18 protein-coding genes are annotated in these 20,830 nt (G+C 61.4%); 12 read left to right on the plus strand and 6 right to left on the minus strand.

Features of this window, described 5'->3' with window-relative positions:
* On the plus strand, positions 1–716 hold a 716-nt coding region (locus VGY55_15665), incomplete at its 5' end, for an RHS repeat-associated core domain-containing protein (protein HEV2971412.1).
* A 248-nt stretch (positions 717–964) separates the two neighbouring features.
* On the opposite strand, the gene VGY55_15670 is transcribed toward VGY55_15665, so the two are convergent.
* Positions 965–1,426 carry a hypothetical protein gene (locus VGY55_15670; protein ID HEV2971413.1) on the minus strand — a complete coding sequence of 154 codons (462 nt, stop codon included), beginning with the start codon at positions 1,424–1,426 and terminating at the stop codon, positions 965–967.
* Positions 1,427–1,459: 33 nt separating this feature from the next.
* On the opposite strand from VGY55_15670, the gene VGY55_15675 reads away from it, so the two are divergent.
* From VGY55_15675 to VGY55_15700, 6 genes are all read left to right on the plus strand, one after another.
* Positions 1,460–1,825, plus strand: a complete 366-nt coding sequence (locus VGY55_15675) for a hypothetical protein (GenBank protein ID HEV2971414.1) — start codon at positions 1,460–1,462, stop codon at positions 1,823–1,825.
* 169 nt (positions 1,826–1,994) lie between these two features.
* Complete coding sequence (locus tag VGY55_15680) at positions 1,995–2,879, plus strand: radical SAM protein (protein HEV2971415.1); 885 nt, start codon at positions 1,995–1,997, stop codon at positions 2,877–2,879.
* Positions 2,880–2,899: 20 nt separating this feature from the next.
* A complete protein-coding gene (locus VGY55_15685; GenBank protein ID HEV2971416.1) occupies positions 2,900–4,096 on the plus strand; it encodes a hypothetical protein in 1,197 nt (398 codons plus the stop codon).
* A gap of 467 nt (positions 4,097–4,563) precedes the next feature.
* On the plus strand, positions 4,564–5,883 hold the full coding sequence (locus VGY55_15690; GenBank protein HEV2971417.1) for a MotA/TolQ/ExbB proton channel family protein: 1,320 nt from the start codon (positions 4,564–4,566) through the stop codon (positions 5,881–5,883).
* Positions 5,880–8,135 carry a hypothetical protein gene (locus VGY55_15695; GenBank protein ID HEV2971418.1) on the plus strand — a complete coding sequence of 752 codons (2,256 nt, stop codon included), beginning with the start codon at positions 5,880–5,882 and terminating at the stop codon, positions 8,133–8,135. The genes VGY55_15690 and VGY55_15695 overlap by 4 nt, the downstream gene beginning before the upstream one ends.
* The gene (locus VGY55_15700; protein HEV2971419.1) at positions 8,132–9,148 is read left to right on the plus strand and encodes a hypothetical protein; all 1,017 of its coding nucleotides are present in this window, start codon (positions 8,132–8,134) and stop codon (positions 9,146–9,148) included. Before VGY55_15695 ends, VGY55_15700 begins: the two co-directional genes overlap by 4 nt.
* Before the next feature lie 13 nt (positions 9,149–9,161).
* Here VGY55_15700 and VGY55_15705 read toward each other — a convergent pair whose 3' ends face one another.
* Positions 9,162–10,487 (minus strand): PP2C family serine/threonine-protein phosphatase, encoded by a 1,326-nt coding sequence (locus tag VGY55_15705; GenBank protein ID HEV2971420.1) that lies wholly within the window; start codon positions 10,485–10,487, stop codon positions 9,162–9,164.
* A gap of 356 nt (positions 10,488–10,843) precedes the next feature.
* Between VGY55_15705 and VGY55_15710 the strand changes: the two genes are divergently transcribed.
* Positions 10,844–11,542: a PEGA domain-containing protein gene (locus VGY55_15710; GenBank protein ID HEV2971421.1), complete on the plus strand. Its 699-nt coding sequence runs from the start codon at positions 10,844–10,846 to the stop codon at positions 11,540–11,542.
* Positions 11,543–11,599: 57 nt separating this feature from the next.
* On the opposite strand, the gene solA is transcribed toward VGY55_15710, so the two are convergent.
* The 3 genes from solA to VGY55_15725 form a co-directional block, all read right to left on the minus strand.
* The gene (gene solA, locus VGY55_15715) at positions 11,600–12,724 is read right to left on the minus strand and encodes an N-methyl-L-tryptophan oxidase (protein HEV2971422.1); all 1,125 of its coding nucleotides are present in this window, start codon (positions 12,722–12,724) and stop codon (positions 11,600–11,602) included.
* Between the two features lie 145 nt (positions 12,725–12,869).
* Positions 12,870–14,300, minus strand: coding sequence for a hypothetical protein (locus VGY55_15720; GenBank protein HEV2971423.1), 1,431 nt, complete (start codon positions 14,298–14,300; stop codon positions 12,870–12,872).
* A gap of 484 nt (positions 14,301–14,784) precedes the next feature.
* Complete coding sequence (locus tag VGY55_15725; protein ID HEV2971424.1) at positions 14,785–16,278, minus strand: hypothetical protein; 1,494 nt, start codon at positions 16,276–16,278, stop codon at positions 14,785–14,787.
* Between the two features lie 175 nt (positions 16,279–16,453).
* On the opposite strand from VGY55_15725, the gene VGY55_15730 reads away from it, so the two are divergent.
* Positions 16,454–17,413, plus strand: coding sequence for an aspartate carbamoyltransferase catalytic subunit (locus VGY55_15730; protein ID HEV2971425.1), 960 nt, complete (start codon positions 16,454–16,456; stop codon positions 17,411–17,413).
* 79 nt (positions 17,414–17,492) lie between these two features.
* Here VGY55_15730 and VGY55_15735 read toward each other — a convergent pair whose 3' ends face one another.
* Positions 17,493–17,708: a hypothetical protein gene (locus VGY55_15735; GenBank protein ID HEV2971426.1), complete on the minus strand. Its 216-nt coding sequence runs from the start codon at positions 17,706–17,708 to the stop codon at positions 17,493–17,495.
* A 92-nt stretch (positions 17,709–17,800) separates the two neighbouring features.
* On the opposite strand from VGY55_15735, the gene VGY55_15740 reads away from it, so the two are divergent.
* From VGY55_15740 to VGY55_15750, 3 genes are read left to right on the plus strand one after another with little or no spacing between them, the layout of a single operon-like run.
* Positions 17,801–18,082 carry a hypothetical protein gene (locus tag VGY55_15740; GenBank protein HEV2971427.1) on the plus strand — a complete coding sequence of 94 codons (282 nt, stop codon included), beginning with the start codon at positions 17,801–17,803 and terminating at the stop codon, positions 18,080–18,082.
* Entirely contained in the window at positions 18,082–19,371 is a 1,290-nt protein-coding gene (locus tag VGY55_15745) for a dihydroorotase (GenBank protein HEV2971428.1), read from the plus strand. The genes VGY55_15740 and VGY55_15745 overlap by 1 nt, the downstream gene beginning before the upstream one ends.
* Positions 19,358–20,782: a cytochrome P450 gene (locus tag VGY55_15750; GenBank protein HEV2971429.1), complete on the plus strand. Its 1,425-nt coding sequence runs from the start codon at positions 19,358–19,360 to the stop codon at positions 20,780–20,782. Before VGY55_15745 ends, VGY55_15750 begins: the two co-directional genes overlap by 14 nt.
* Positions 20,783–20,830 lie beyond the last annotated feature (48 nt).

Below are 20,830 nucleotides of genomic sequence, written 5' to 3' on the forward strand. Positions count from 1 at the left end.
CCGGCCGCTGGTATAATCCCGGAATCCAGCGCTGGATGAGCCAGGATCCCAGCGGCCTCGGTCCCGACTCCAACCCCTACCGGCCCGTCGGCAACAGCCCGACGAAGTTCATTGATCCGAGCGGGTTAGCGGACGACTGGCCGCCACTCGGATACGGGACAGGTACAATCAGTGTCGGGATCTACCCTGAGGACGACGCGTGGACGCCGGAGGGACGCAAGCAGCACGCCAAGGCCCATCCGAAGGAGCCGCCGATCGCGACCCTGGAACAACTCAAAACGACCGCAGAAACATTCACTTATTCAATCCCGGTTCATCGTGACGCCAAATATCCTCCGCTTCAACAGGCGATCGACCAGATCAGGAAAATTAAAGCCGATAAGCATGTAAACATAACGACCGCGATCATCTGTGATCACAGCGCTCATGCAAATGGCGTCATCTTGCAGCGGCTTATCGATCCAATCGACCCGAAGGACCCGCTCTGGCAAATACTCGCTAACGAGGTGTTGTACATAACGCTTGGCGGATGCAACATCGGAGAGCATCAGCGCGTCATTCACGCGTACGCGGACGGGGCGCAGCGGGAAGTGGGGGCTGCGGAAACCGAAGTGATGTACGGCGATAAGATGTGGGCTCCCAGCGATTCTACCGAAAGTTATCCATGGATCTACGCAAACCCCGGCACGCCGCTGGATCGGCGCTTCCCTCGGTAAACAAGGTCATAAAGCCATTAGCGAGAAGCCAAGTGCTCAACTGGCATTAGGCTTTGCGAATTCCCACGGTAAAGTGCTTTCGTTCTTTGTGTTCCACTTGACGTAATTCCGCAGCGTGCTGAGCCGTTTGGTAATCTGTCTGCCACATACGCGGGCCTCAGTCCGCGCTCAACAATGGACCGGTTCATATGCAAGCGACGAAAACAAAACTCAATGCGTCGTCGACGCGGAAGGCGGGCGTTGTCGCATTACTCGCACTGCTGTTCGCGATCGTCGGAGTCTCGATTCTGATCTTGGGGTTGTGTGCATGCGGACGCAATGCCTCGCTCGATGCCACGAATGGGGGCGCGCGTAAATGCGGCCAGTGCGTTGATCAACTTATCGAACGGCGTGCGCTCGTCGAGTTTGCTGGCGAAGATGACGTGGTCAGCTTCGACGTATCGCAGTCGAAGTTGAAAGACGCCGACCTCGCATGCCTGCGCGATTGCAAGAAGATTAAGCATTTGTTTTTGATCGCGCCGAACATCGACGGTTCTTGCCTCCAATACTTCGCTGACACGCCGACCATCGAAACGCTTCAGATGGGCGGCGCCCCATTGAGGCGCGCGGAAGATCTGCGCTATATCGGGGGGATGAAGAACTTGTGGCAACTGACGCTGAGTGGCAATGTAATCGACGACAAGTGCCTTAGGTTCCTTGACGACTTGCACAAGCTTGTCGCTCTCGAACTCAATGATACGCGCGTGTCCGATTCCGGTATGAAGCACATCGCCGCGCTCAAGCAGCTTGACCGGTTGAAATTAAACGAGACGCTCGTCGGGGATGAAGGTGTCAAAGAGCTAAGTGAACTTCCGAAGCTGACTTCGTTGAATATTCAGTACACGAAGATTTCGGATCGCGCAACGGAGTATTTGGCCCGCATGAAGACTTTGAAGATCCTGAGCCTCTACGGGACGGAGGTTAGCGGTCCGGGGCTTGACGCTGTCGCGCGGCTCCCGAATCTCGAACTCCTGGACCTTAGAAAGACGAAGATTTCCCAGAAGGTTCGATGTGAATTAATGCAGGCCAAGCCCGGTTTGACGGTGTACGGTCCGGAAATGTGGGACTGAGCCGCCGGACAGAGAAGTATGGACAGCTCCAGTAACTGACGCCTGAATCAGAAGGCGTCCGAAAAATGGTTCGCCAGAACGGCACAAAGGTGTCAGGAACCGAATCGCAGTCCCGTTCCGGAAGTCTTTCGCTTTCCGGGAAATCGGCGTCTGAATCGGCGGTGAATGCGTGATTCGGCTAAACCGTCTGGAAATCCAGGTGGCCAACGCTTGCAATCTTACTTGCGAGAGTTGCAGCCACTTCTCGAACAGCGGCCATCGGGGAGTGCTCAGCCTCGCCGAGGCCGAGGCGTGGATGGAGGCGTGGCACTGCCGGCTGCTTCCAGGGGACTTTTGCTTGTTGGGCGGCGAGCCAACGATCAATCCCAAGCTGACCGAGATGGTCTATCTCGCGAAGGAGAAATGGCCGTACTCGCGGCTTCGATTGATCACCAACGGCTTTTTTCTGCACAAGCATCCGAACTTGCCTGCCGCCCTGTCCGAGACGGGCGCCATCCTCTGTCTGACGATCCATCATCGCTCGCCGGAGTATCTGCAGCACGTCGCTGGGATTTCCAAGTTGCTGAACGAGTGGCGAGTCAACTTTCCGTTTCGCATTTACATCGAGGATTCGTTCCGGCGATGGACGCGGCGGTACAAAGGATTTGGCCCGGATGTAACGCCCTTCCACGACAACGCGCCGCGGGCAAGCTGGGAGCATTGCGCCTGCCGTTTCGCCCGGCAGCTCTTTCGCGGCAAGTTGTGGAAGTGCTCGACGATCGCGTATCTTCAATTGCAAAAAGAGGCGCATCCGGAAATCTCTTCGGCGTGGGATCCGTATTTAGCCTACGAGCCTCTCGACCCGTCGTGCAGCGACGCGGAACTGGTCGCGTTTCTGCGCCGCGAGGACGAGGCGATCTGTAATATGTGCCCTGCCAGTCCCGAACGCTTTGCCAAGCCGTCGCCGCTGGTTCCGGTTCAACGGCTGCTTAAGAACTTACGAGAGGATCGCCTGACAAATCCAAGGCACGGCTCCCTCGTGCCCGCCGACTCCCAGGGGGAGATCGAAAGCTGAAAGTCCGCGCCGGGATATGTATGGCCACAATCTTGCTCGTTTGGGAAATGGGGGGCGGGATGGGGCATCTCGTCAAGCTCCAGCCGTTGGCGTTGGAATTGGCACGCCGCGGGCATCGCGTATTTCTCGCGCTCCGCGACTTATCGCGAGCCAAACACCTCTTCCCAGCGGATGACCTTACGTTCTTGCAGGCGCCATACAAGAACGACGCCCGCCACGCGATCGAACCTGCTTTCACGTTCGCTCAGATTCTCCATAACTCCGGTTTCGGCGACCCGGATGAATTGGCTGCACTCGTCGGCGCTTGGCAGTTCATTTATCGCCACGTCGCCCCTGATCTGATCGTCTTCGATCACAGCCCGATGGCGATGCTCGCAGCCCAGACTTGTCGTGCTCGCAAGCTGCTCCTCTGCACCGGCTTCGCCTGCCCCGTAGATGAAGCTCCGCTCCGGAATTTGCGACCTTGGATGAACCCCGATGCCGGCCAACTCCGGACCGACGAGGCGCGTGTGCTTGCGAACATGAACCACGTCTTGGCGACGTTCTCGGGCCTGCTCCTTGACCGAGTTTCCCAGTTGTTCCACCGTGTGGACAGCACCTTTCTGGCAACGCTTCCGGAGTTGGATCATTATCCGGACCGAGTCAACGGCAATTACGTGGGGATTTGGCCCGCAGTGGAATGCACTGCAAAGCGCCCAGAATGGCCTTCGAGCAGCGGTAAGAGAATCTTCGCATATCTCAAGCCCTTCGTCGCGCTGCCCGACTTGCTGCGTTTGTTCGGCAACCTTCCGCATTCGATTCTCGTCCACGGCGACGGACTGAATCGTCAAGTCTGCGCCCGGTTTCAGGCGCCGAATATGCGTTTCGAAGAGCAGCCCTTGAATCTCGCGCAGGTCCGCGAGGATTGCGATCTCGCAATACTGAACGGCGGGCACAGTTCGACTGTGGAAATGCTGCTGGCTCGCAAACCCGTATTCGTGATCCCGCTTTATCTCGAACAGACGTTGACGGGCCACGCCGTGGCCAAACTTGGCGCGGGAATCTGCGAGTCTCCCAAGAATGCGCAACAATTTGCGACCCAATTGCAATCAATGCTCGCCGACGACGGCTACCGCCAAGCCGCCGCAAGCTTCGCGGCCAAATACCGCGACGTCGATCGAACATGCAAACTCCACGCCTTAATCGACCACGCAGAGACTTTAGCGACCCGGCGATAGTGGCGGCGTGTGAGGCGTTCCTCACGGCGGAGCGTGAGGAGCACACTTTCGCTGCTCGCCAGCCACGAGCCGATTCGATCCCAAACCCGCCTCCGGAGAGGGGGACAGTCCCCGGCGGTTTTAGGCCCGAATTTGCTGGGGCCAAATAAAATCAGTCCGGGTGGCCCGCAATGGGCCAGCACCGGACTGTAATCCCCCCTGGGAATATGCGCTGAAGGATGCCCGCCGTGGCTGCTAGCGTGCGGCGCTATTGGTTTCGGTCCCCAGGGTTGATTTTCGCTCGCCTCATTATTCCCGTGCGAAATGATATCGGCCAGCGTTGCCGGTTCTCTTTGGCAATATTTGCCGGTTGCAACGATTCCTGTCGCTGTGGTAAGAATTCCCGCCTTTGGGCTCATCAACCTTGACGATCAGGCCGATTTGGAGGGGAGTGAAAAGGGGGATTCTCTCGGCAAGGAAGCACGACCGTGAACAAGCTCAACGCTTGGCTATCTATCCTGTTTCGTTCGCCTATCTTCTGGGGCGGACTGCTCTCGGCGCTATACTACGGCGGCATTGAATCCGGAGTCGTCAGGAACCCGTTTCTGCTGCGGTTCACGGCGGGACATTTCGTCGAGCACGTCGTGACGATGGTGTTCTTCGTCGGCAGCGCGGCGCTCGTGTTGAAAGGACTTGAAGTTCACGCGCAGCGCCGCGTTCCCGCGGGATCGCTGCTCGGACCGATCCCGTTCGGCGGCCAGACGGTGGACGACGCAGCCCGGCTGGCGGCCGAACTCGATCGCGCCCCGTCGAATCTGCAGCGTGGCTACTTGCTCCGCCGCTTGCGCGACGCGCTCGATCACATCATGCGGAGCGGCAATGCCGATTCGCTGGACACTGAGATCAAGTATCTCTCCGATCTCGATGCGGTTCGCGCCCAGCATGGCTACGCGCTAGTGCGCGTGATCATCTGGTCGATCCCGATCATGGGTCTGTTGGGCACGGTGATCGGCATCACGGGGGCATTTGCGAACTTGGTGTTTCGCGACGGCAAGCTCGACGACGCCTCGCTCCCCCAGGTGCTGGCCGGCTTGAAGGTGGCGTTCGACACGACCGGCATGGCCCTGTCGCTTTGCATGGCGCTGATGTTCGTGCAGTATTTCGTCGACCGGCTCGAATCGCAATTGCTTACGGAGGTCGACGCCCGAACGAACACCGAGTTGAAAGGCCGCTTTCAATCGAGCACGCTGGGGACCGATCCGCAGCTTGGGCCGATCCGGCGGATGGTCGAAGCGGTGCTGAAATCGAACGATCGCCTCGTCACGCGACAGGTCGAGATCTGGCGGCAATCGATGGACGCGGCCGAATCGAAGTTCGGCCAATTGGCCGCGTCGAGTGGCCAGCAATTGGAGTCGGCGCTCGCCGGGGCCTTGGACCAAACCCTCAAGGCGCATGCCGCGGCCGTTGCCGCCGCCGCGCAGAGTCACGCCGCGCAGAACGAGCGGCATTGGGGGCAAGTGCAGCAATCGCTCGTGCAGGCCGCCGAAGCCGCTTCGCGACAGCAGGCCGAATTGGCCAAGCAAGCGGAGATCCTGCTGAAGGTGGTCGAGGCGACCGGCCAGGTCACGCGATTGGAAGATGCGCTCAACCATAATCTCGCGGCACTGGGAGGTTCGCGGAACTTTGAAGAGACGCTCGTCGCCCTGGGGGCCGCGGTGCAGCTCTTGAGCGCTCGGCTCGCCCAAGGAACCGGCGACGTCCGGCCGATCGCGCTGGCCAAACCGAAACGGGTGGAAAAGGCGGCATGAGACGTTCCGCGACGCCGCACAATCCGGGTGTCTCGCTCTTCCCCTTCCTTGCGGTGCTCATCTGCACGATGGGGGTGATGATGCTGCTATTGGTGGTCTGCAACCGGCCGGGCGCCGACGACGACGGCGCGGCAGGCAACGGCTCTTCGCCTTCGGCCGCGACCGAAGCCCTGGTCGCCGCCGCCCGCGACGCACTTTCCGGAAAGATTGCCGACCTCGAAACGGCCCGCAAATCAACCGAAGCCGACCTGACTGACCGGCGCGTCCAATTGAGCGCCGAGGAACAGCGCATCCGCAAACTGTTGGACGATTGGAATTCAATTCAGTCTGCCACGGCGAACCTCGAACAGGTCGAACATGCCAAGGGCGAGGCATTGCATCTGACGGAATCGCAAATCGCGCAGCTTGAGCAAGCTGTCAAGCGTGCTAGAGAACAGGCTGCGCTGGCGGCCGAGCGGGCCCGCAATGCACAGCCGTCGTTTGCGATCGTCCCATACGAAGGACCGAACGGCACTCGCCGCCGTCCGATTTATATCGAATGCGGTCCCGATCGCATTACGTTGCAGCCCGAAGGAGTCGTGCTCACGATCGAGGACTTCGCCGGCCCGGACGGACCTGGAAATCCGCTGGTGACGGTTTTGCGCGGCATTCGCGACTATCTGGCCGCCGGCAGTGCAGCGGGCCACCCGCAAGGCGAGCCGTATCCGCTGCTGATCGTCCGGCCGGATGGGATCGAACTGTTCTATCACGCGCGGCAGGCCATGGCCTCGTGGGCCACCGAGTTCGGCTACGAGTTGATCGAGCAAGATCGCAAGCTTGCCTATCCGCCACCGAATCCGCAATTGGCTCAGATCGAACAGACGGCGCTCGCCGACGCGCGGGCCCGCTACGCCTGGTTCGCCAATACGCGCACCGGACGGAAAGAGGCAACCGGCGCGCGCCCCATGTATCGCGCATCCGTGACCGGCGGCGGAATCGTTCGCGAAGGAGGCGCGTCGCCTGACAGCGAAGGAGGCGTAGCCACGAACGACGCGCCGCCACCGGGCCAGGGATCGGGGGCCGCAGGTCCGAGGTCAGGATTAGGAGGCCCAACGTCAGCGTTCGGAGGTCCATCGTCGGGATTCGGGAACTCTGGCGGTGGTGGCTTCGGCGATCCACGTTTAGCCGCGAGCCAACAGCCGAGCGCGGCGGGCGCGCCGACCACAGCGTTTAGCGGACTCAACGGCGCATATCATTCATCGGGAAGTTCATCTACCGCCGGATTTGGTGGTAGCCCGCCCGGAGCCGGCGACGTCTTCGGGGCCACCGGCACCGCGGGCGGAGCATTCAAGAGCGGACCCGAAGGCAGCACTTTTGCGGGAAGTGGCGATGCCAACGGCTTGCCCAGCGGCAGCCTCTCGCCTGGCGCAAATGGCGCGGCTGGCGCCAGCGCTGCGGGCGGAGCACTTAAGGGCGGACCTGAAGGCGGTATGTTTACAGGATCCAGTGCTGCCAGCGGAGCGCCTGCCGGCAACATTGCACCTCCTGGCTATGTCGCTGGCGGCAATCCCAGCGGAAGCGAGGTCGCCGGCGGCGCGGTGGGAAGCGAAGGCACCGGCGGCGACGGGCATGTTGCCGGGGGTATCGGCGGCAGCGCAAACGGCAGTATCGGTAGCAGCGGCGCTGGGAGCGGCTCGGCAGGAAATGGCGGCGGTTCGGCCGACGGAGGCGACGGCATGTCGGGCGGTGGAGTCAGCATCACGATGAACGATGACCTTCACAACCGACGCGACTCCGATTCGCGGCCCCCCGACCCGCAACCCCGGACGCCGGATGGACCGCACCCCGGTGAGTACGTCGACAGCCAACACTTCACACCGCCGAAACCGAAACCAGACGACGACGATCCGGCCAAGAAGCCGAAGAGCCTCGCGGAAAAGCGCGGCCGCAATTGGAGCTTGCCGGGATCGGCCAAACTCAGCGTGCCCGTATCGCGGCCAATTCACATCGAATGCCGCGGCGATCAATTGGTCATTCTTCCCGACCACGGCAACCCGGAGCCGCAAGCAATTTCGCTCGCGCCGCGCACGGAGGACTCGGTCGACAAGCTCGTCGCCGGCGTTTGGGCGCATACCAAGGGTTGGGGCATCGCGGGCCGGCAGATGTATTGGCGGCCGGTGCTGGTGCTCGAACTTGGCCCCAGCGGCGAAGGCCGGTTCAGCGAGTTGCAGGCCCTGATGGCCAACAGCGGACTCGAAGTGACGCGCAAATGAGAAGATCAGCTCCCGAAACGGTTGAAACCTCCGGCCAAGATTCCTTCGTCGACGTGGTGACGAATCTGGTCGGGATCATGATCGTGCTGGTGATCATCGTCGGCGTGCGCGTGAAACACGTGTGGGTCGATCCGGGCGACGGAAAGCCACGGCCCGCCGGGGCCACTCATGCCGATCCCGACGCTGCGCTCACCTCATTGCAATCCAAGGAGGTCGAAATCGAAGGCGACCTTCACCGTGAAGCTCAGCAAGTTGCATTGGTCGAACAAGAATTGGCCGCCCGGTCGAATGAACGCGAGCAACTCGCCGCTCGGTTGGCCGTCGGCGAGCGCGAGTTGGCCGGCCGCCGTTCGCATCTTGAGTCTGGCTCGCGGACCGACTTCGATCTGCAGCAACAGCTCGCCGCTTTGCAGCGACAACTCGCGGAGAACCAGCAGGAAGTGGTCCGGGCGGAAAACGACCGACCGCCGCCGGTCGAAATGAAGCACTACCTGACGCCGATCAGCCGAACCGTATTCGGCAAAGAGGTGCATTTCCGGCTGTCGCAGGGCCGGATTGCGTATGTGCCCTTGGAGGAGTTGCTCGACGAGGCGAAATCAAGCATTCAAAAGGAATTGGCCGAGACTAGGTCTCCCACCGCGCTGACCGAGCACGAGCAATCGATCGGCCCATACGCCGGCTTCGAGATGCTATACGCGGTGGCGATCAAATCGGCCGGGACGGGGCGGGTGGAATTGGGGTTCCGCGAGATACAGATCGTCCCCGTGGCGGGCGAGCCGGGCGAAACGCTGAGCGACGCCTTGCGGCCGACCTCCGAATTTCGCCGCCGGCTAGCCGAACACGATCCCTCGCAAAGCACCGCGACGATCTGGGTCTATCCCGACGGCTTCGCGGATTTCCGCACGATTCGCGAAGAGCTGTACCGGCTTGGCTTCGCGACGGCCGCCCGGCCGCTCCCGCTGGGGATGAACATAACCGGATCGGATCACGGATCCCACTCGGCCGCGCAATAGCGAAACGCGGACCCTATCCCAATACGTCATCTGGCGCCGCGTCGCTGCCGTGGCTGCGGCCTTGCGTGCGGAGTTGGTTCATCATGAACCGCAGAGCGTGAACGTATTCGCGGATCGCGCCGGAAAAGTCGCGGCGCTGAACGGCCGCTCGACCCTGTTGCGCATAGCCATCGAACTTGGTCCAATCGACGTCCCATTGGCCGTCGCCGGCCGCCTCGCGAAGCTGATCGAGCAGTTGCGACAGGTTGCCCACAATCGCTTCGTTCGGAGCGCAGTCAATAGTGGCGTGAGGCCCGCGGCCCAAGCGAGCGCCAGGAGTCAGGTATTTCGTTTCGTCGGGCGGTGTCATCCGCTGAAGAATGGCGAAGGTTATCAGCCCGACGCCGAGAACCAGGCAAACGATTGCCGGTATGACGCCCCAGCTAAACTGTGGCAAAAAAATCGACGCGAGAATTGCCGCGATCGCGCCCATCCAATACTTCGAGTTGGGTGGCGGCGGACTGTTCGCGGCCGAATTAGTCCCCAGCGCCAGCGGCTCCTGCGGCGAACCGCCCGAGGCCGTGATCGCCGCTCCGGTGACGCGCACGATCAGCGCGGTGATGTTGTCTGGGCCGCCGCGGAGGTTCGCCAGATCGATCAGCACCTGCCCCGCCTCAGCGGGCGAAAGCGCGCTCAACACCGCGCCGATCTCTTCGTCCTTGACCTGGCCGGTCAGCCCGTCGCTGCAGAGTAGAAACGTATCGCCGACTTCGAGCGGGTACGGCCCTTCGAGATCGACTTTGACTTCCTTATGCGGTCCGAGCGAACGGGTGATGATGTTTTTGGGAACGAGATTCGGCGCGGCATCCCTCGGCACCTGCCCGCTGGCGGCCATTTCCCAGACCAGACTGTGGTCGAACGTAAGCTGCTCGATCCGTCCGCCGCGAACGCGATACACGCGGCTATCGCCGACGTGTGCCACGAGTGCCCCCTGCGGCAAAATCAAGAGCACGCTCGCCGTAGTCCCCATGCCGTGGAACTCGGCGTTGGCTTGGCCGCGGCGGTGAATCTGGTCGTTGACTTCGTGGATGCTTTTGCTGATGGCGTCCGGCGGCGGATCATCGCGAAGCTTGTAATAGTTGTGGGGAATGCCGTCGGCGGCCATCTTGCTGGCCAATTCGCCCGCGGCGTGCGCGCCCATGCCATCGGCGACCACGAACACGTGCCCCTTTCGCCGCCAGCTATCGACGTCGCTCGCCATCAACACGGCGAAGGAGTCTTGGTTATTCGCCCTCCGCATCCCGACGTCGGTCATCTCGACGTGCGCGAGACAGTCGCTCCAGTTCAGCGTCTGTTCCATTCTCGACCTTTACGGACATGGCCGGGGCGGGCGGTATTGCTCCGCTTCCGGAAAGGCGGCGGGCTCCCCAAACTTAGCATTTTAGCTCCGTGAAACGGCCGGGAATAGGTGCTAGCAGCGAGTGGATCGCGGCCGATTCGATCTGGCCCGGCATAATCGCTACGACTATACTTCCGCCGCAAATCCGCTCATCTTTGCCAGATCTGGACCGGTCTCCCCTTTTTCGCAGGCATTGGGTGCTCCGAGTGTTCAAGCGCCGTTTCCAGACTCGGTACGGGATCCAAGCTGAGTCGTGCGCCGGCACTGGCCGGGCCCAGAGGGCGCCCCGCTGGCCAGTGCCACACCGACCCTGGCCAGTGCCACTCGGCCGTGCAGCACATCGCTTCCTCCGCTGGGCGTTGGCAGTGGTGCTCATGTCGCTGCTGGCGGTGCAAAGCGGCTGTGTCGAGCGACGATTGACGGTGCGCTCCAACCCACCCGGAGCGCAGCTTTACGTGGACGATTATGAGATCGGCACGACCCCCGTCGCCGTCGATTTCACTTACTATGGCACTCGCAAGATTCGCCTGGTGAAAGACGGCTATGAGACGGCCGTCATCAACCAGCCGATTCCCGCCCCTTGGTATCAATACTTCCCTGTCGATTTCGTCACGGAGAACCTGGTGCCCGGTCACATCCGCGATGAGCGCGTGGTGACGTATCAGATGCAGCCGGCAGTTCAAGTGCCCCCAGACCAGCTTGTCGCTCGGGCCGAAGCGCTGCGTCAAAACGGGCGGCTCGGCGCGGCGGCGAACGCCCAAATCCGCGTCACTCCGCCGCCGGCGACAACGATCCCACCGAATTACAGCGCGCCGCCAAACGCACTCCCCCCCGGCACGTTGCCCGCCCCGAGCGAGCCGGTCCCCTCGCCGGCGCCCGCTCCGCTCGCGCCGCAAAACCCATACGCTCCGCCGAACCAGTTTTCCCCCCAGGGGCAATATCCGCCTCCCGGGTATGCACCGAGTCCGGTTTACGTTCCGGCGCCGTATCCATCCTCGCCGCAGCCGAGTCGGTAATGGGTGCGCTAAGGCCGCCGCAGACGCACCAGTTGGACGAACGATGCACTGCCGCTATTAGCGTAGGCCCGGACGGTCGAGCGAGAGGAAGCCGATGGGCAAATCGCTACGGCCATCGAGCGCCAAATCCGCCAGCGCTTGGCCAAGAACGCACGTGAATTTGAAGCCGTGCCCCGACAAGCCCGCGGCAAAGGCGATCCGCGGGTCACTCGGATGGCGATCGACGATGAAATGCTCATCGGGCGTGAGCGTGTACATGCAAACGGAATGGTGCAAACAGGGGCGTTGCACACCTGGCAAGTGAGCCGTGAGAAACCGCTCGACGCGCTCCTGATCAGCCCGATCCAAATCGCGGCTCACTTCGAGCGGATTGGCGACGGTCTGGCCGCCGGTGTGCTCAGCCACTTTGAGGCCAAAATCGTCGATCTGCGGCACGCCGTAGAAGATTCCCTCGGGCAAGTCGAACAAAAAGGCCGGGCAGCCGCGATCGGCCTGATAGACGGCGTCCGCGGGATACCAATACTGCGGCTTCCGGCGGACGACTAATGGAATCGACAGTTCGCGGAGCAGTTGCGGTGCCCAGGGACCGGCCGAGACAACCAGCCGCGCGGTCATAAAACTTCCGGCACTTGTTGAGATTTCGATCGCGTCGCGACCAGCAGTCCAGCCATGAACCTCAACGCCGCCGCGCAGCTCCGCGCCGAGATTGATCGCCTCTAGGATATGTGCGACGACGCAGGCCTCGACTTCCAAATAGCCAGCACGCCGTTCACACAGACCGGCCCAATCGTCGTTTGTCCGAAAGCCTGGAAAACGTTCGGCAATCTCGCGCGCGGTCAATTCTTCGACTTCGAGTTCGTGCTTCCGCGCGCTTTGGCGAACGCCGGCCAGCACCACCCCGTCCGGCGGGCCGACCTGGAGCAAACCGGTCTCGTGATACAGTGGCCGGCCCCGCCGTTTGCCCAGTTCCTCCCAAAGCTGGTACGCGCGCAACAGCAGCGGCACATAATCGGGATGCTCGTAATACGCCTGGCGAATGATCCGCGTGCGGCCGTGCGAGCTGCCCCGATCGTGCCTCGGCGGGAATCGATCGAGGCCCAGCACGCGCGCCCCGCGCAGCGCCAGATGAAACATCGCGGCACTGCCGACCCCGCCCGCGCCGATGACGATAGCGTCGTACATGGGGGCTCGGGGCTGGGGACTCGTGGCTCGGGAAGCGGTCCGCCTACGGCGAACGCATTTCGACAACGTCGAACGCCGTCATTATGCGCTACTTCCGCTTGCGCGTCCCCCGAGTCCCGAGTCCCTAGCCCCCAGCCCCTGTCGTCTAGCCCCCAGCCCCGATCTTGAACTGTATCGACGACTGGCCGACCTTTTTGGTCTGCGTGTCTTCGACTGTCAGTTGGAGCGTGTAGGTCCCGTCGTTGATCCGCCTGGGGATCCAGATGAAATAGGGGATGAAGAAATCGCGGCGTTGGCTCGCGCAGAGGTCCTCACTCTCCGGGAATTCTTGCTCGGCGATTCGCTCGCCGCGGCCGTCGAGTATCTGGTAGCTGCTCTTAACCGACGTGTGATACCCCTTGTCAGTCGATTCGGCCTTGAGGTTCTCAATTTCGCAGTAGAGCAGGGCCTCGTCGCCGGCCTTGAATTCGTATTTGGCGAATTTCTTGTAAACGCCGAAGCTGGTCACTTCCTTGCAGAAAGCCAGATTGCGGACGACCGGCGTGGCCAGCTCGCCAATCCGCGCGGCGGCGTCGCGCAAGTGAAGCGCTGCCTCAGTCGCCCGCCGCTCGGGATCGGTTACTTTCTCTTCATCGAGATAGGTGACGAGTCCGTAAATCTCTTTGGTCCAAAACTCCTGCTGTCCGGTGGACAAGCCGGCAACGGGCCGAAGGGCATCGTCGCGCCGCCCGGCAGTGAGATAGAGCAGCCGCAATTGCAACTGGCGCGCGACCTCCGCCGTAGCGGACGACGAACCGGCCGATTGCCCTTCCATGGCAAGGATCGCCTTGGTCAATTGAAGCTGCCAGCCCTCTGAGTGTGCTGGCGAATCCGCCGCTTGCTTTGCAGCCGATTTTTCCGCTGCCGTCGAATTCGATTTGCCGCCGGCCACTTGATCGCCGGAGTTGTGATCGCGGGCCTTGAGCGCCGGTCGCAATGGCGGCTCGCCTGGCAAAGCCTCGCCCGACGCGGTGACAACCTTTTCGGGATTACTGTTCGCCGATTTGCGTGCAACCGCACGCGAAGCCGGCTCCGCGGCCGGCGCTGTTCGCACTATCGGGGCCACATCGGTTTCAGATACTTCCGAAACCGCCGCAGCCGCTAGCTCTGCTCCCTGGCCTCCGGCCTCCGGCCTCTGGCCCCTCTCTTTCCTGTACGCAATTGCCGCCCGAAACTGTCGGACAAGCTGCGGCCACATACTCGGATCGGCTTGCTTCAAGTCATCCAACAGCGCCTGTTGGTCGGCCGAACTAAGTGTGCCGAGCGATTGCATCTCGACGGCCAGTGCGGTCAAGTCGCGGTCGGTGGCGCCGCCGTGATCCGAACCGATCGGCGGGAATCCTGAACCCGCGTGTGCGGCGGGGTCCGATGATGTTAGTCCTGGCGCAAAATCGCCTGGAGTCGCGGGCATGAACCCGGCGGCGCCCGCCAAATCGCCCGATTTCGCGGCGACAGCTTGCCCAGCCTTCGAGTTCGCATCCTTCGCTTTGCTTGGCTTCGCCGGCTCCAGATCGACGAAGCCGGTAGTGGCCGACACGAACGGGCTTGCGCAGCCGCCGCAAGGCGCGATAGTTGCCGAGAGCGCGGCGAAAAGCCAATAAGTCGCTAGTGGAGCTACAAATCTGATTTGACGGGTGCCATGGCCACTGCTCTGGGTGGCCATGCGCCGACACAGTCCATGCCCACGCCGAGCCGTGGGCATGGCACCCAAAGTATCAAAACAGCTTGGAAACTCCACTAGGATTGATCGCCTCGTGCGCATGGCGATGAATACCGAGCCAAGAATTGGACTGCGAGAAGAGGGGGCGAATGGTACGAAAAACCACCCACCACCGCAATACCATGCGTGCTAGCACTTGGAACCGACGGCCTCGGCGCTTGAAATCACGCGGACTTCGACGGCGCGAATGACGGCCGCCAAGACGGAACTCAATCGCCAATTCAATCGACGTTGTCGAATCCCAGACACGCCACGGACTCCCGGTGGACGGTGTCCGCTCTTTGTGGCCGCGTCCGCGCCGCTAGTGGAGAATTTGGCAGTTTACTAACTTATGTCGAAGTTCCTTCAGACCCGCTTCCGTAACCTTCGTGCTGGTCAAATCCAGTGTCTGGAGATCCTTTAATCCAACCAGTTCCTTCATTCCCTGGTCCGTCACTTGAGTAGCTCTGAGGTTCAGCGTTTGAAGGTTCGTCAATGCGGCGAGGTCTTTCAGACCCTCATCAGTAACCTGTGTGAGTCTCAGGTTCAAGGTCTGGAGGCTCTTTACCCGGGCGAGTTGCTCTAATCCTAGGTCGTTGACCTGCGTGCCCAAGAGGTCGAGCGACTGGAGGTCTTTCAAATCGGCCAATTCTTTGAGCCCCTCGCCCGATACCTGCGTCCAGCTAAGGTTCAGCGTCTGAAGGTTCGTCAACCCGGAGAGTTCCTTCAACCCCGCGTCGGTCACTTCCGTTTCACTGACGACCAATGTCCGGAGCCTCTTCAACCCAGCGAGTCCCTTCAGCCCCGCATCGGTAAGTTTGGTGTCAGCAAGATAGATGGTACTAAGGCTCTTTAGCGATGCAAGCTTCTTCAATCCTCCATCGGTCACTTTCGTGCTGGCTAGAACCAGCGTCTGGAGACTCGTAATCTCGGCCAGACCGTCCAGCCCAGCATCGGTCGCTTGCGAACCGTAGAGATCGAGCGATTGGAGGTTGTGCAGCCCGGCCAACTGCTTTAGCCCTGTGCCCGTCACCTTCGTATATAAGAGGCTCAGAACTCGGAGGCGCTTCAGTCCGGCCAGTTCCTTCAATCCCGCGTCCGTCACGTTCGTGTAGCTGAGATCCAGCGTCTGGAGGCTTTGCAGTCCAGCCAGTTCCTTCAGCCCTGCGTCCGAAGTTAGCGTGAAGCCGAGGTTCAGTGTTTGGAGGCCTTTGAGCGCAGCCAACTCACTCAGATCGGTATCTACCACTGTCGCGGCACCGAGGTTGAGCACCTTCAGGCTTTTCAATCTCGCAAGCTCCTTGAGCCCCGCGGTCGTCAAATGCGCGTCACTGACGATCAGAATTTGGAGACTCCTCGACTGAGCCAATTCCTTCAGTCCCGAATCGGTCACGCCCGTGCTGCTCAGGATTAACGTGTTGAGACCCGTCATTCCGGCTAGTTCCTTCAATGCCTCGTCGTTCATCCGAGTGCCGTGGAGATTTAATCCAAATGCTCGCATTGGTTGCGGCAGGCGGCTCACGATGGCAGGTTTCCACTCACGAAACTGAAACGCCGGAATTTCGCCATCAACTCCCGCTGGATCCTGGTAATAGTGCAATGTTCCATAGTCATCTAAGCTCATCCAACCGACCTCAGCTCCTGCCTGTTGCCATGCTTTGGCCATATCCTCAGGCAGCAGTTGTGATCGCTTTTCCGCACGTTTGTTGGCATCGAGCGATTTGCTCGTCGAACTAGCGACCGGTTCGACTGCATTACCCGTGCCCTCAGCAAATAGCAGTGCGCAAACGAACGCGGCGGTTAATTGAATGCGCACGAAATCGCTCCTTGAACGAGGACAGAACTGCCAAGAAGATTGTAGCCGCGAGCAACTGAAAATGCAGTACAGCTCGGTGGATCAGTGTATTCTGTGCGCTCCATCGATGCTTTGCAGCAGCTAGCAGCAATGCTAGAATCAATTTACGCACCAACGCCCCGCCAATGCCATCGTTATGAGCATCGACACGTTTGAAATCGGCGCGATCCCGGAGGCTTGGACTCGCCGGCATCTATTGGACGTCGAAAGCCTTTCGGCCGAGGAGATCAACGTCGTCCTCGATACGGCCGTGATGCTTAAGGAGGCCACGGCCGGCTGCCAGCAGAAATTGCCGCTGCTGGCCGGCAAGACGATCGCCAACCTGTTTTTCGAGAACTCGACCCGCACCCGCACCAGCTTCTCGCTCGCCGCCCGGCGGCTGGGCGGCGATACGGTCGATTTCTCCGCCTCCGGCTCCAGCTTGTCTAAGGGAGAAACGTTCATCGACACGGGACGGAACATCGAAGCAATGGGGGTCGATGTCGTCGTCGTCCGCCATCAAACGCCCGGCACGCCGCAACTGCTCGCCCAGAATCTCGGCTGCTCGGTGATCAACGCCGGCGACGGCCCGCACGAACATCCGACGCAAGGACTGCTCGACATCCTTTCGATTCGTCAGCGCCGCGGACACATCGACGGGCTGACGGTCGCCTTGGTCGGCGACATCGCTCACAGCCGCACGGCGAGATCGAACATCTGGGGTTTGAAGAAGCTCGGCGCTCATGTGATCGTATGCGGCCCGGCGACGCTCGTCTCACGCCGCTGGGAAGAACTTGGCGTCGCGGTCTCGCATTCGCTCGACGAGATTCTCCCTCGCTGCGACGTGCTCAATTTGCTGCGGATACAATTCGAGCGGCAATACACTCGGCCATTCCCTTCAGTGCGCGAATATGCGTTGCTCTACGCCATGAACCGCGAGCGGCTCGCGCGGGCGAAGAGCGACTTGTTGGTCATGGCGCCGGGGCCGATCAATCGCGGCGTAGAGATCACCCCGGACGTGGCCGACGGCCCGCATTCGCTGATCCTCGAGCAAGTGGCCAACGGCCTAGCCGTCCGCATGGCCGTGCTCTGGCTTGTGACCGGGGCGACAGAGTGACTTCGCGTCGCTGGCTAATCAATTGCCATTGCCGGAAAGGTATTTTGTTATATAATTAAATCGCCATTCGAGCCGAGCCTCAATGGAATTTCGCTGGAACGAATGGAACATCGAACACATCGCCGAGCACGGCGTTGATCCGATTGAAGCCGAGACCGTGGTTCGAAACGCAAAGCGCCCATATCCGTTGCGAAAAGATGAAGACAAGTGGCTGGTTCGAGGTCGCGGACGCGGCGGGCGCCCGGTCCAAGTCGTTTTTGTTATCGATGAGGACAAGGCGGTGTTCGTGATTCATGCCCGTTCGATGGATAAAAGAAAGGAGAAACGGCGATTTCGTCGTGGAAAATGATCAAAAAAGCGGCAATTCGCGCGAAACCCTACACCGAAATGAACGCCAAGGAATTGGCCGAGGCCACGACGGAGTTTGACGAAGGCGGGGTTCCCGTAGGGTTCAAACCGCTCGACGCCGCCGGTCGCGCCATTTGGGAAAGTGTGAAGCGCAAACGCGGGCGTCCCGTGATTGGCAAAGGGGTTCAAGTGATTTCAGTGAGTTTGGAGAAGCAGTTGTTGGAAAAGGCCAACCGTCTCGCAAAAAAATTGAGAATATCGCGTGCCCGGCTCATCGCGCGCGGGTTGGAATCGGTGTTGGCTGAGGAACGAGGCAAGTGATGCCATCAATCCTCATCAAAGACGGCCGAGTCATTGATCCGAGCCAGAAGATGAATCGGGTCACGAACCTGCTAATTCGCGACGGGCGGATCGCTGGCTACGACGTGCCGCCGAACGGGCAGGATGCGATCATCGACGCCGCGGGCAAGATCGTTTCGCCCGGCCTGATCGACATGCACGTCCATCTCCGCGAACCGGGGCGCGAGGAGGATGAGACGATCGCCACGGGCACTGCCGCGGCGCTCGCCGGCGGGTTTACGAGCATCGCCTGCATCCCGAACACCGAGCCGCCGATCGACACACAGGGGACCGTCGAGTTCATCCTTCATCAGGCCGCCCGGGCCGATAATTGCAACGTGTTCGTCGTCGCTTGCGTCAGCAAGGGGCGCGAAGGGAAGGAATTGGCAGAGATCGGGCAGCTCGTGCGGGCCGGGGCGGTAGCCTTCAGCGACGACGGCGCGCCGGTTTACGATTCGGAATTGATGCGCCGGGCGTTCGAATACTGCCGGATGTTCGACAAGCCCGTGCTGAACCATGCCGAGGTCCGCGAGCTGACCCAAGGGGGCGTGATGCACGAGGGGCTGGTGTCGCTCGTGCTCGGTTTGGCCGGCATGCCGGCGGCCGCCGAAGACGCGATGACGGCCCGCGACATCGCCTTGGCAGATTTCACCGGCGGCCGAATCCACATCATGCACGTCTCGAGCGCCGGCAGCGTCGAGCTGATTCGCCGGGCGAAGTCGCGCGGGATTCGCATCACGACCGAAGTCTGCCCTCACCATTTCTCGCTCACCGACGAATCGCTGCGCACGTTCGATTCGAATTTCAAGATGAGCCCGCCGCTCCGCGCCCGCCGCGACGTGGAAACCTGCATCGCCGGTCTGGCGGACGGCACGATCGACTGCATCGCCACCGACCACGCCCCGCACGCCCGCGAGAAAAAGATGCGCGAGCTGGATCAAGCCCCGTTCGGCATCGTCGGGCTGGAAACGGCGCTCGGGCTGGTTGTCACCAAGCTGATCGAGCCGGGACATCTCGACTGGCCCGCGGCCCTGGCCAAGATGACGATCAACCCGGCTCGCATTCTCGGAATCAACAAGGGCACTCTCGCCATCGGCGCCGACGCCGACGTCACGATCATCGACCCCGACGCCCGCTGGCACGTTGATCCCGACAAATTCCGCTCGAAAAGCGTCAACACGCCGTTCGCCGGCTGGCAATTGCGCGGACGGGCCGAGATCGTGATCGTCGGGGGAAAGGTTAAGTTCGAGGCGCGGGATGCAAATCGTTGAGGCGCGCCACGGATTGAAGCCTTTCAATCCGCCGGGGCCTAAGGGGCGGCCGGTGGTTGGCAATCTGATCGAGTTTCGCCGCGACAAGCTGGCGTTTTTTACGCGCTGCGCCCGCGATTATGGCGATCTGGCCCGATTTCATATCGGCTCGCGGCCGGTCGTGCTGCTCAGCGATCCGGCGATGATCGAGCAGGTGCTCGCCATGCAGCAACGGAATTTCGTCAAGCATTTCGTGCTGAGCTTGCTTCGCCCGGTGCTCGGTGAGGGCTTGGTCACCAGCGACGGCGAGTTTTGGCTGCGGCAGCGGCGGCTGATTCAGCCCGCCTTTCAGAGATCGCTTATCGAGACCTACGCGGGCACGATGGTCTCGCTCACGGAACGGATGCTGGCCGAGTGGCAAGCCGGCGACGAGCGCGACCTGCACGCCGAGATGATGCACCTGACGCTCGGCATTACCGCCAAGGCACTTTTGGACGCCGACGTGAGCGGGAGCGAGTTCCATTGCGTCGCGCACGCGCTCGAATTGCTGATGCGCGATTTCGTTTACCGTTTTGAGGGGATCGTCAAGATTCCGCTCTGGATGCCGACGCTCTGGAACTGGCGGGTCAAGCACCAGATTCGCAAATTGGACCGTGTAATTTACGGGATCATCGACCGCCGCCGCCGCGGCCCGCTCGATGGCGACGACCTGCTGACCGGTCTGATGCAAGCCCGCGACGCCGGCGCGGAACAGCCCGGCGGTCGAGGCGCGATGACCAACCGGCAGTTGCGCGACGAAGTGATGACGCTGTTCCTCGCCGGGCACGAGACGACCGCCAACGCCATGTCTTGGACGGGTTTGCTGTTGGCGCAGCATCCGGAAGTCGAGGCCCGCTTGCAGGCGGAATTGCAAACGGTGCTGAACGGCCGCTCGCCGACCGCCGCCGACGTGCCGCGGCTTGTGTACACCGAACAGGTCATCACCGAGTCGATGCGCGTCTATCCGCCGGTCTACGCGGTGGGCCGGCGGTCGATCCGGCCCTGCGAGATCGGCGGCTTCGACGTGCCGGAAGGAACGACGTTTCTGATGAGCCAATGGGTGCTGCACCACGATCCGCGTTATTTCGATTCGCCACTCGAATTCCGGCCCGAGCGCTGGGCCGACGGGTTGGGCAAGCGGATTCCAAAATTCGCGTATTTTCCTTTCGGCGGCGGGCCGCGGCTGTGTGTCGGCAATTCGTTCGCGATGCTCGAAGCGGTGCTGATCCTGGCCACGATGGCGCAGAGATTTCGCTTCGAACTCGTGCCGGGACAGCGGATCGTCCCCTGGGCCACCGTGACGCTCCGGCCGAAACACGGCATCCGCGTCGTCTGCCGACCTGTCGAGAGCGCGAAGCCGGCGCTCTCGTCGGGCGAGCCCCAGCCAAAATAGCAGACATACTGCGTGTGCCGTCCGCTGTTTCTCGTTACCACGATACTT

Source organism: Pirellulales bacterium, from assembly GCA_035939775.1.
Taxonomy (GTDB): Bacteria; Planctomycetota; Planctomycetia; order Pirellulales; family DATAWG01; genus DASZFO01.

Bases quoted from the DNA above. Each gene is read 5' to 3' on its own strand.
- VGY55_15685 (HEV2971416.1), top strand. From the start codon at position 2,900: ATGGCCACAATCTTGCTCGTTTGGGAAATGGGGGGCGGGATGGGGCAT.
- VGY55_15695 (HEV2971418.1), top strand. From the start codon at position 5,880: ATGAGACGTTCCGCGACGCCGCACAATCCGGGTGTCTCGCTCTTCCCC.
- VGY55_15700 (HEV2971419.1), top strand. From the start codon at position 8,132: ATGAGAAGATCAGCTCCCGAAACGGTTGAAACCTCCGGCCAAGATTCC.
- VGY55_15705 (HEV2971420.1), bottom strand. From the start codon at position 10,487: ATGGAACAGACGCTGAACTGGAGCGACTGTCTCGCGCACGTCGAGATG.
- solA (HEV2971422.1), bottom strand. From the start codon at position 12,724: ATGTACGACGCTATCGTCATCGGCGCGGGCGGGGTCGGCAGTGCCGCG.
- VGY55_15730 (HEV2971425.1), top strand. From the start codon at position 16,454: ATGAGCATCGACACGTTTGAAATCGGCGCGATCCCGGAGGCTTGGACT.
- VGY55_15735 (HEV2971426.1), bottom strand. From the start codon at position 17,708: ATGAATCACGAACACCGCCTTGTCCTCATCGATAACAAAAACGACTTG.
- VGY55_15740 (HEV2971427.1), top strand. From the start codon at position 17,801: ATGAACGCCAAGGAATTGGCCGAGGCCACGACGGAGTTTGACGAAGGC.
- VGY55_15745 (HEV2971428.1), top strand. From the start codon at position 18,082: ATGCCATCAATCCTCATCAAAGACGGCCGAGTCATTGATCCGAGCCAG.
- VGY55_15750 (HEV2971429.1), top strand. From the start codon at position 19,358: ATGCAAATCGTTGAGGCGCGCCACGGATTGAAGCCTTTCAATCCGCCG.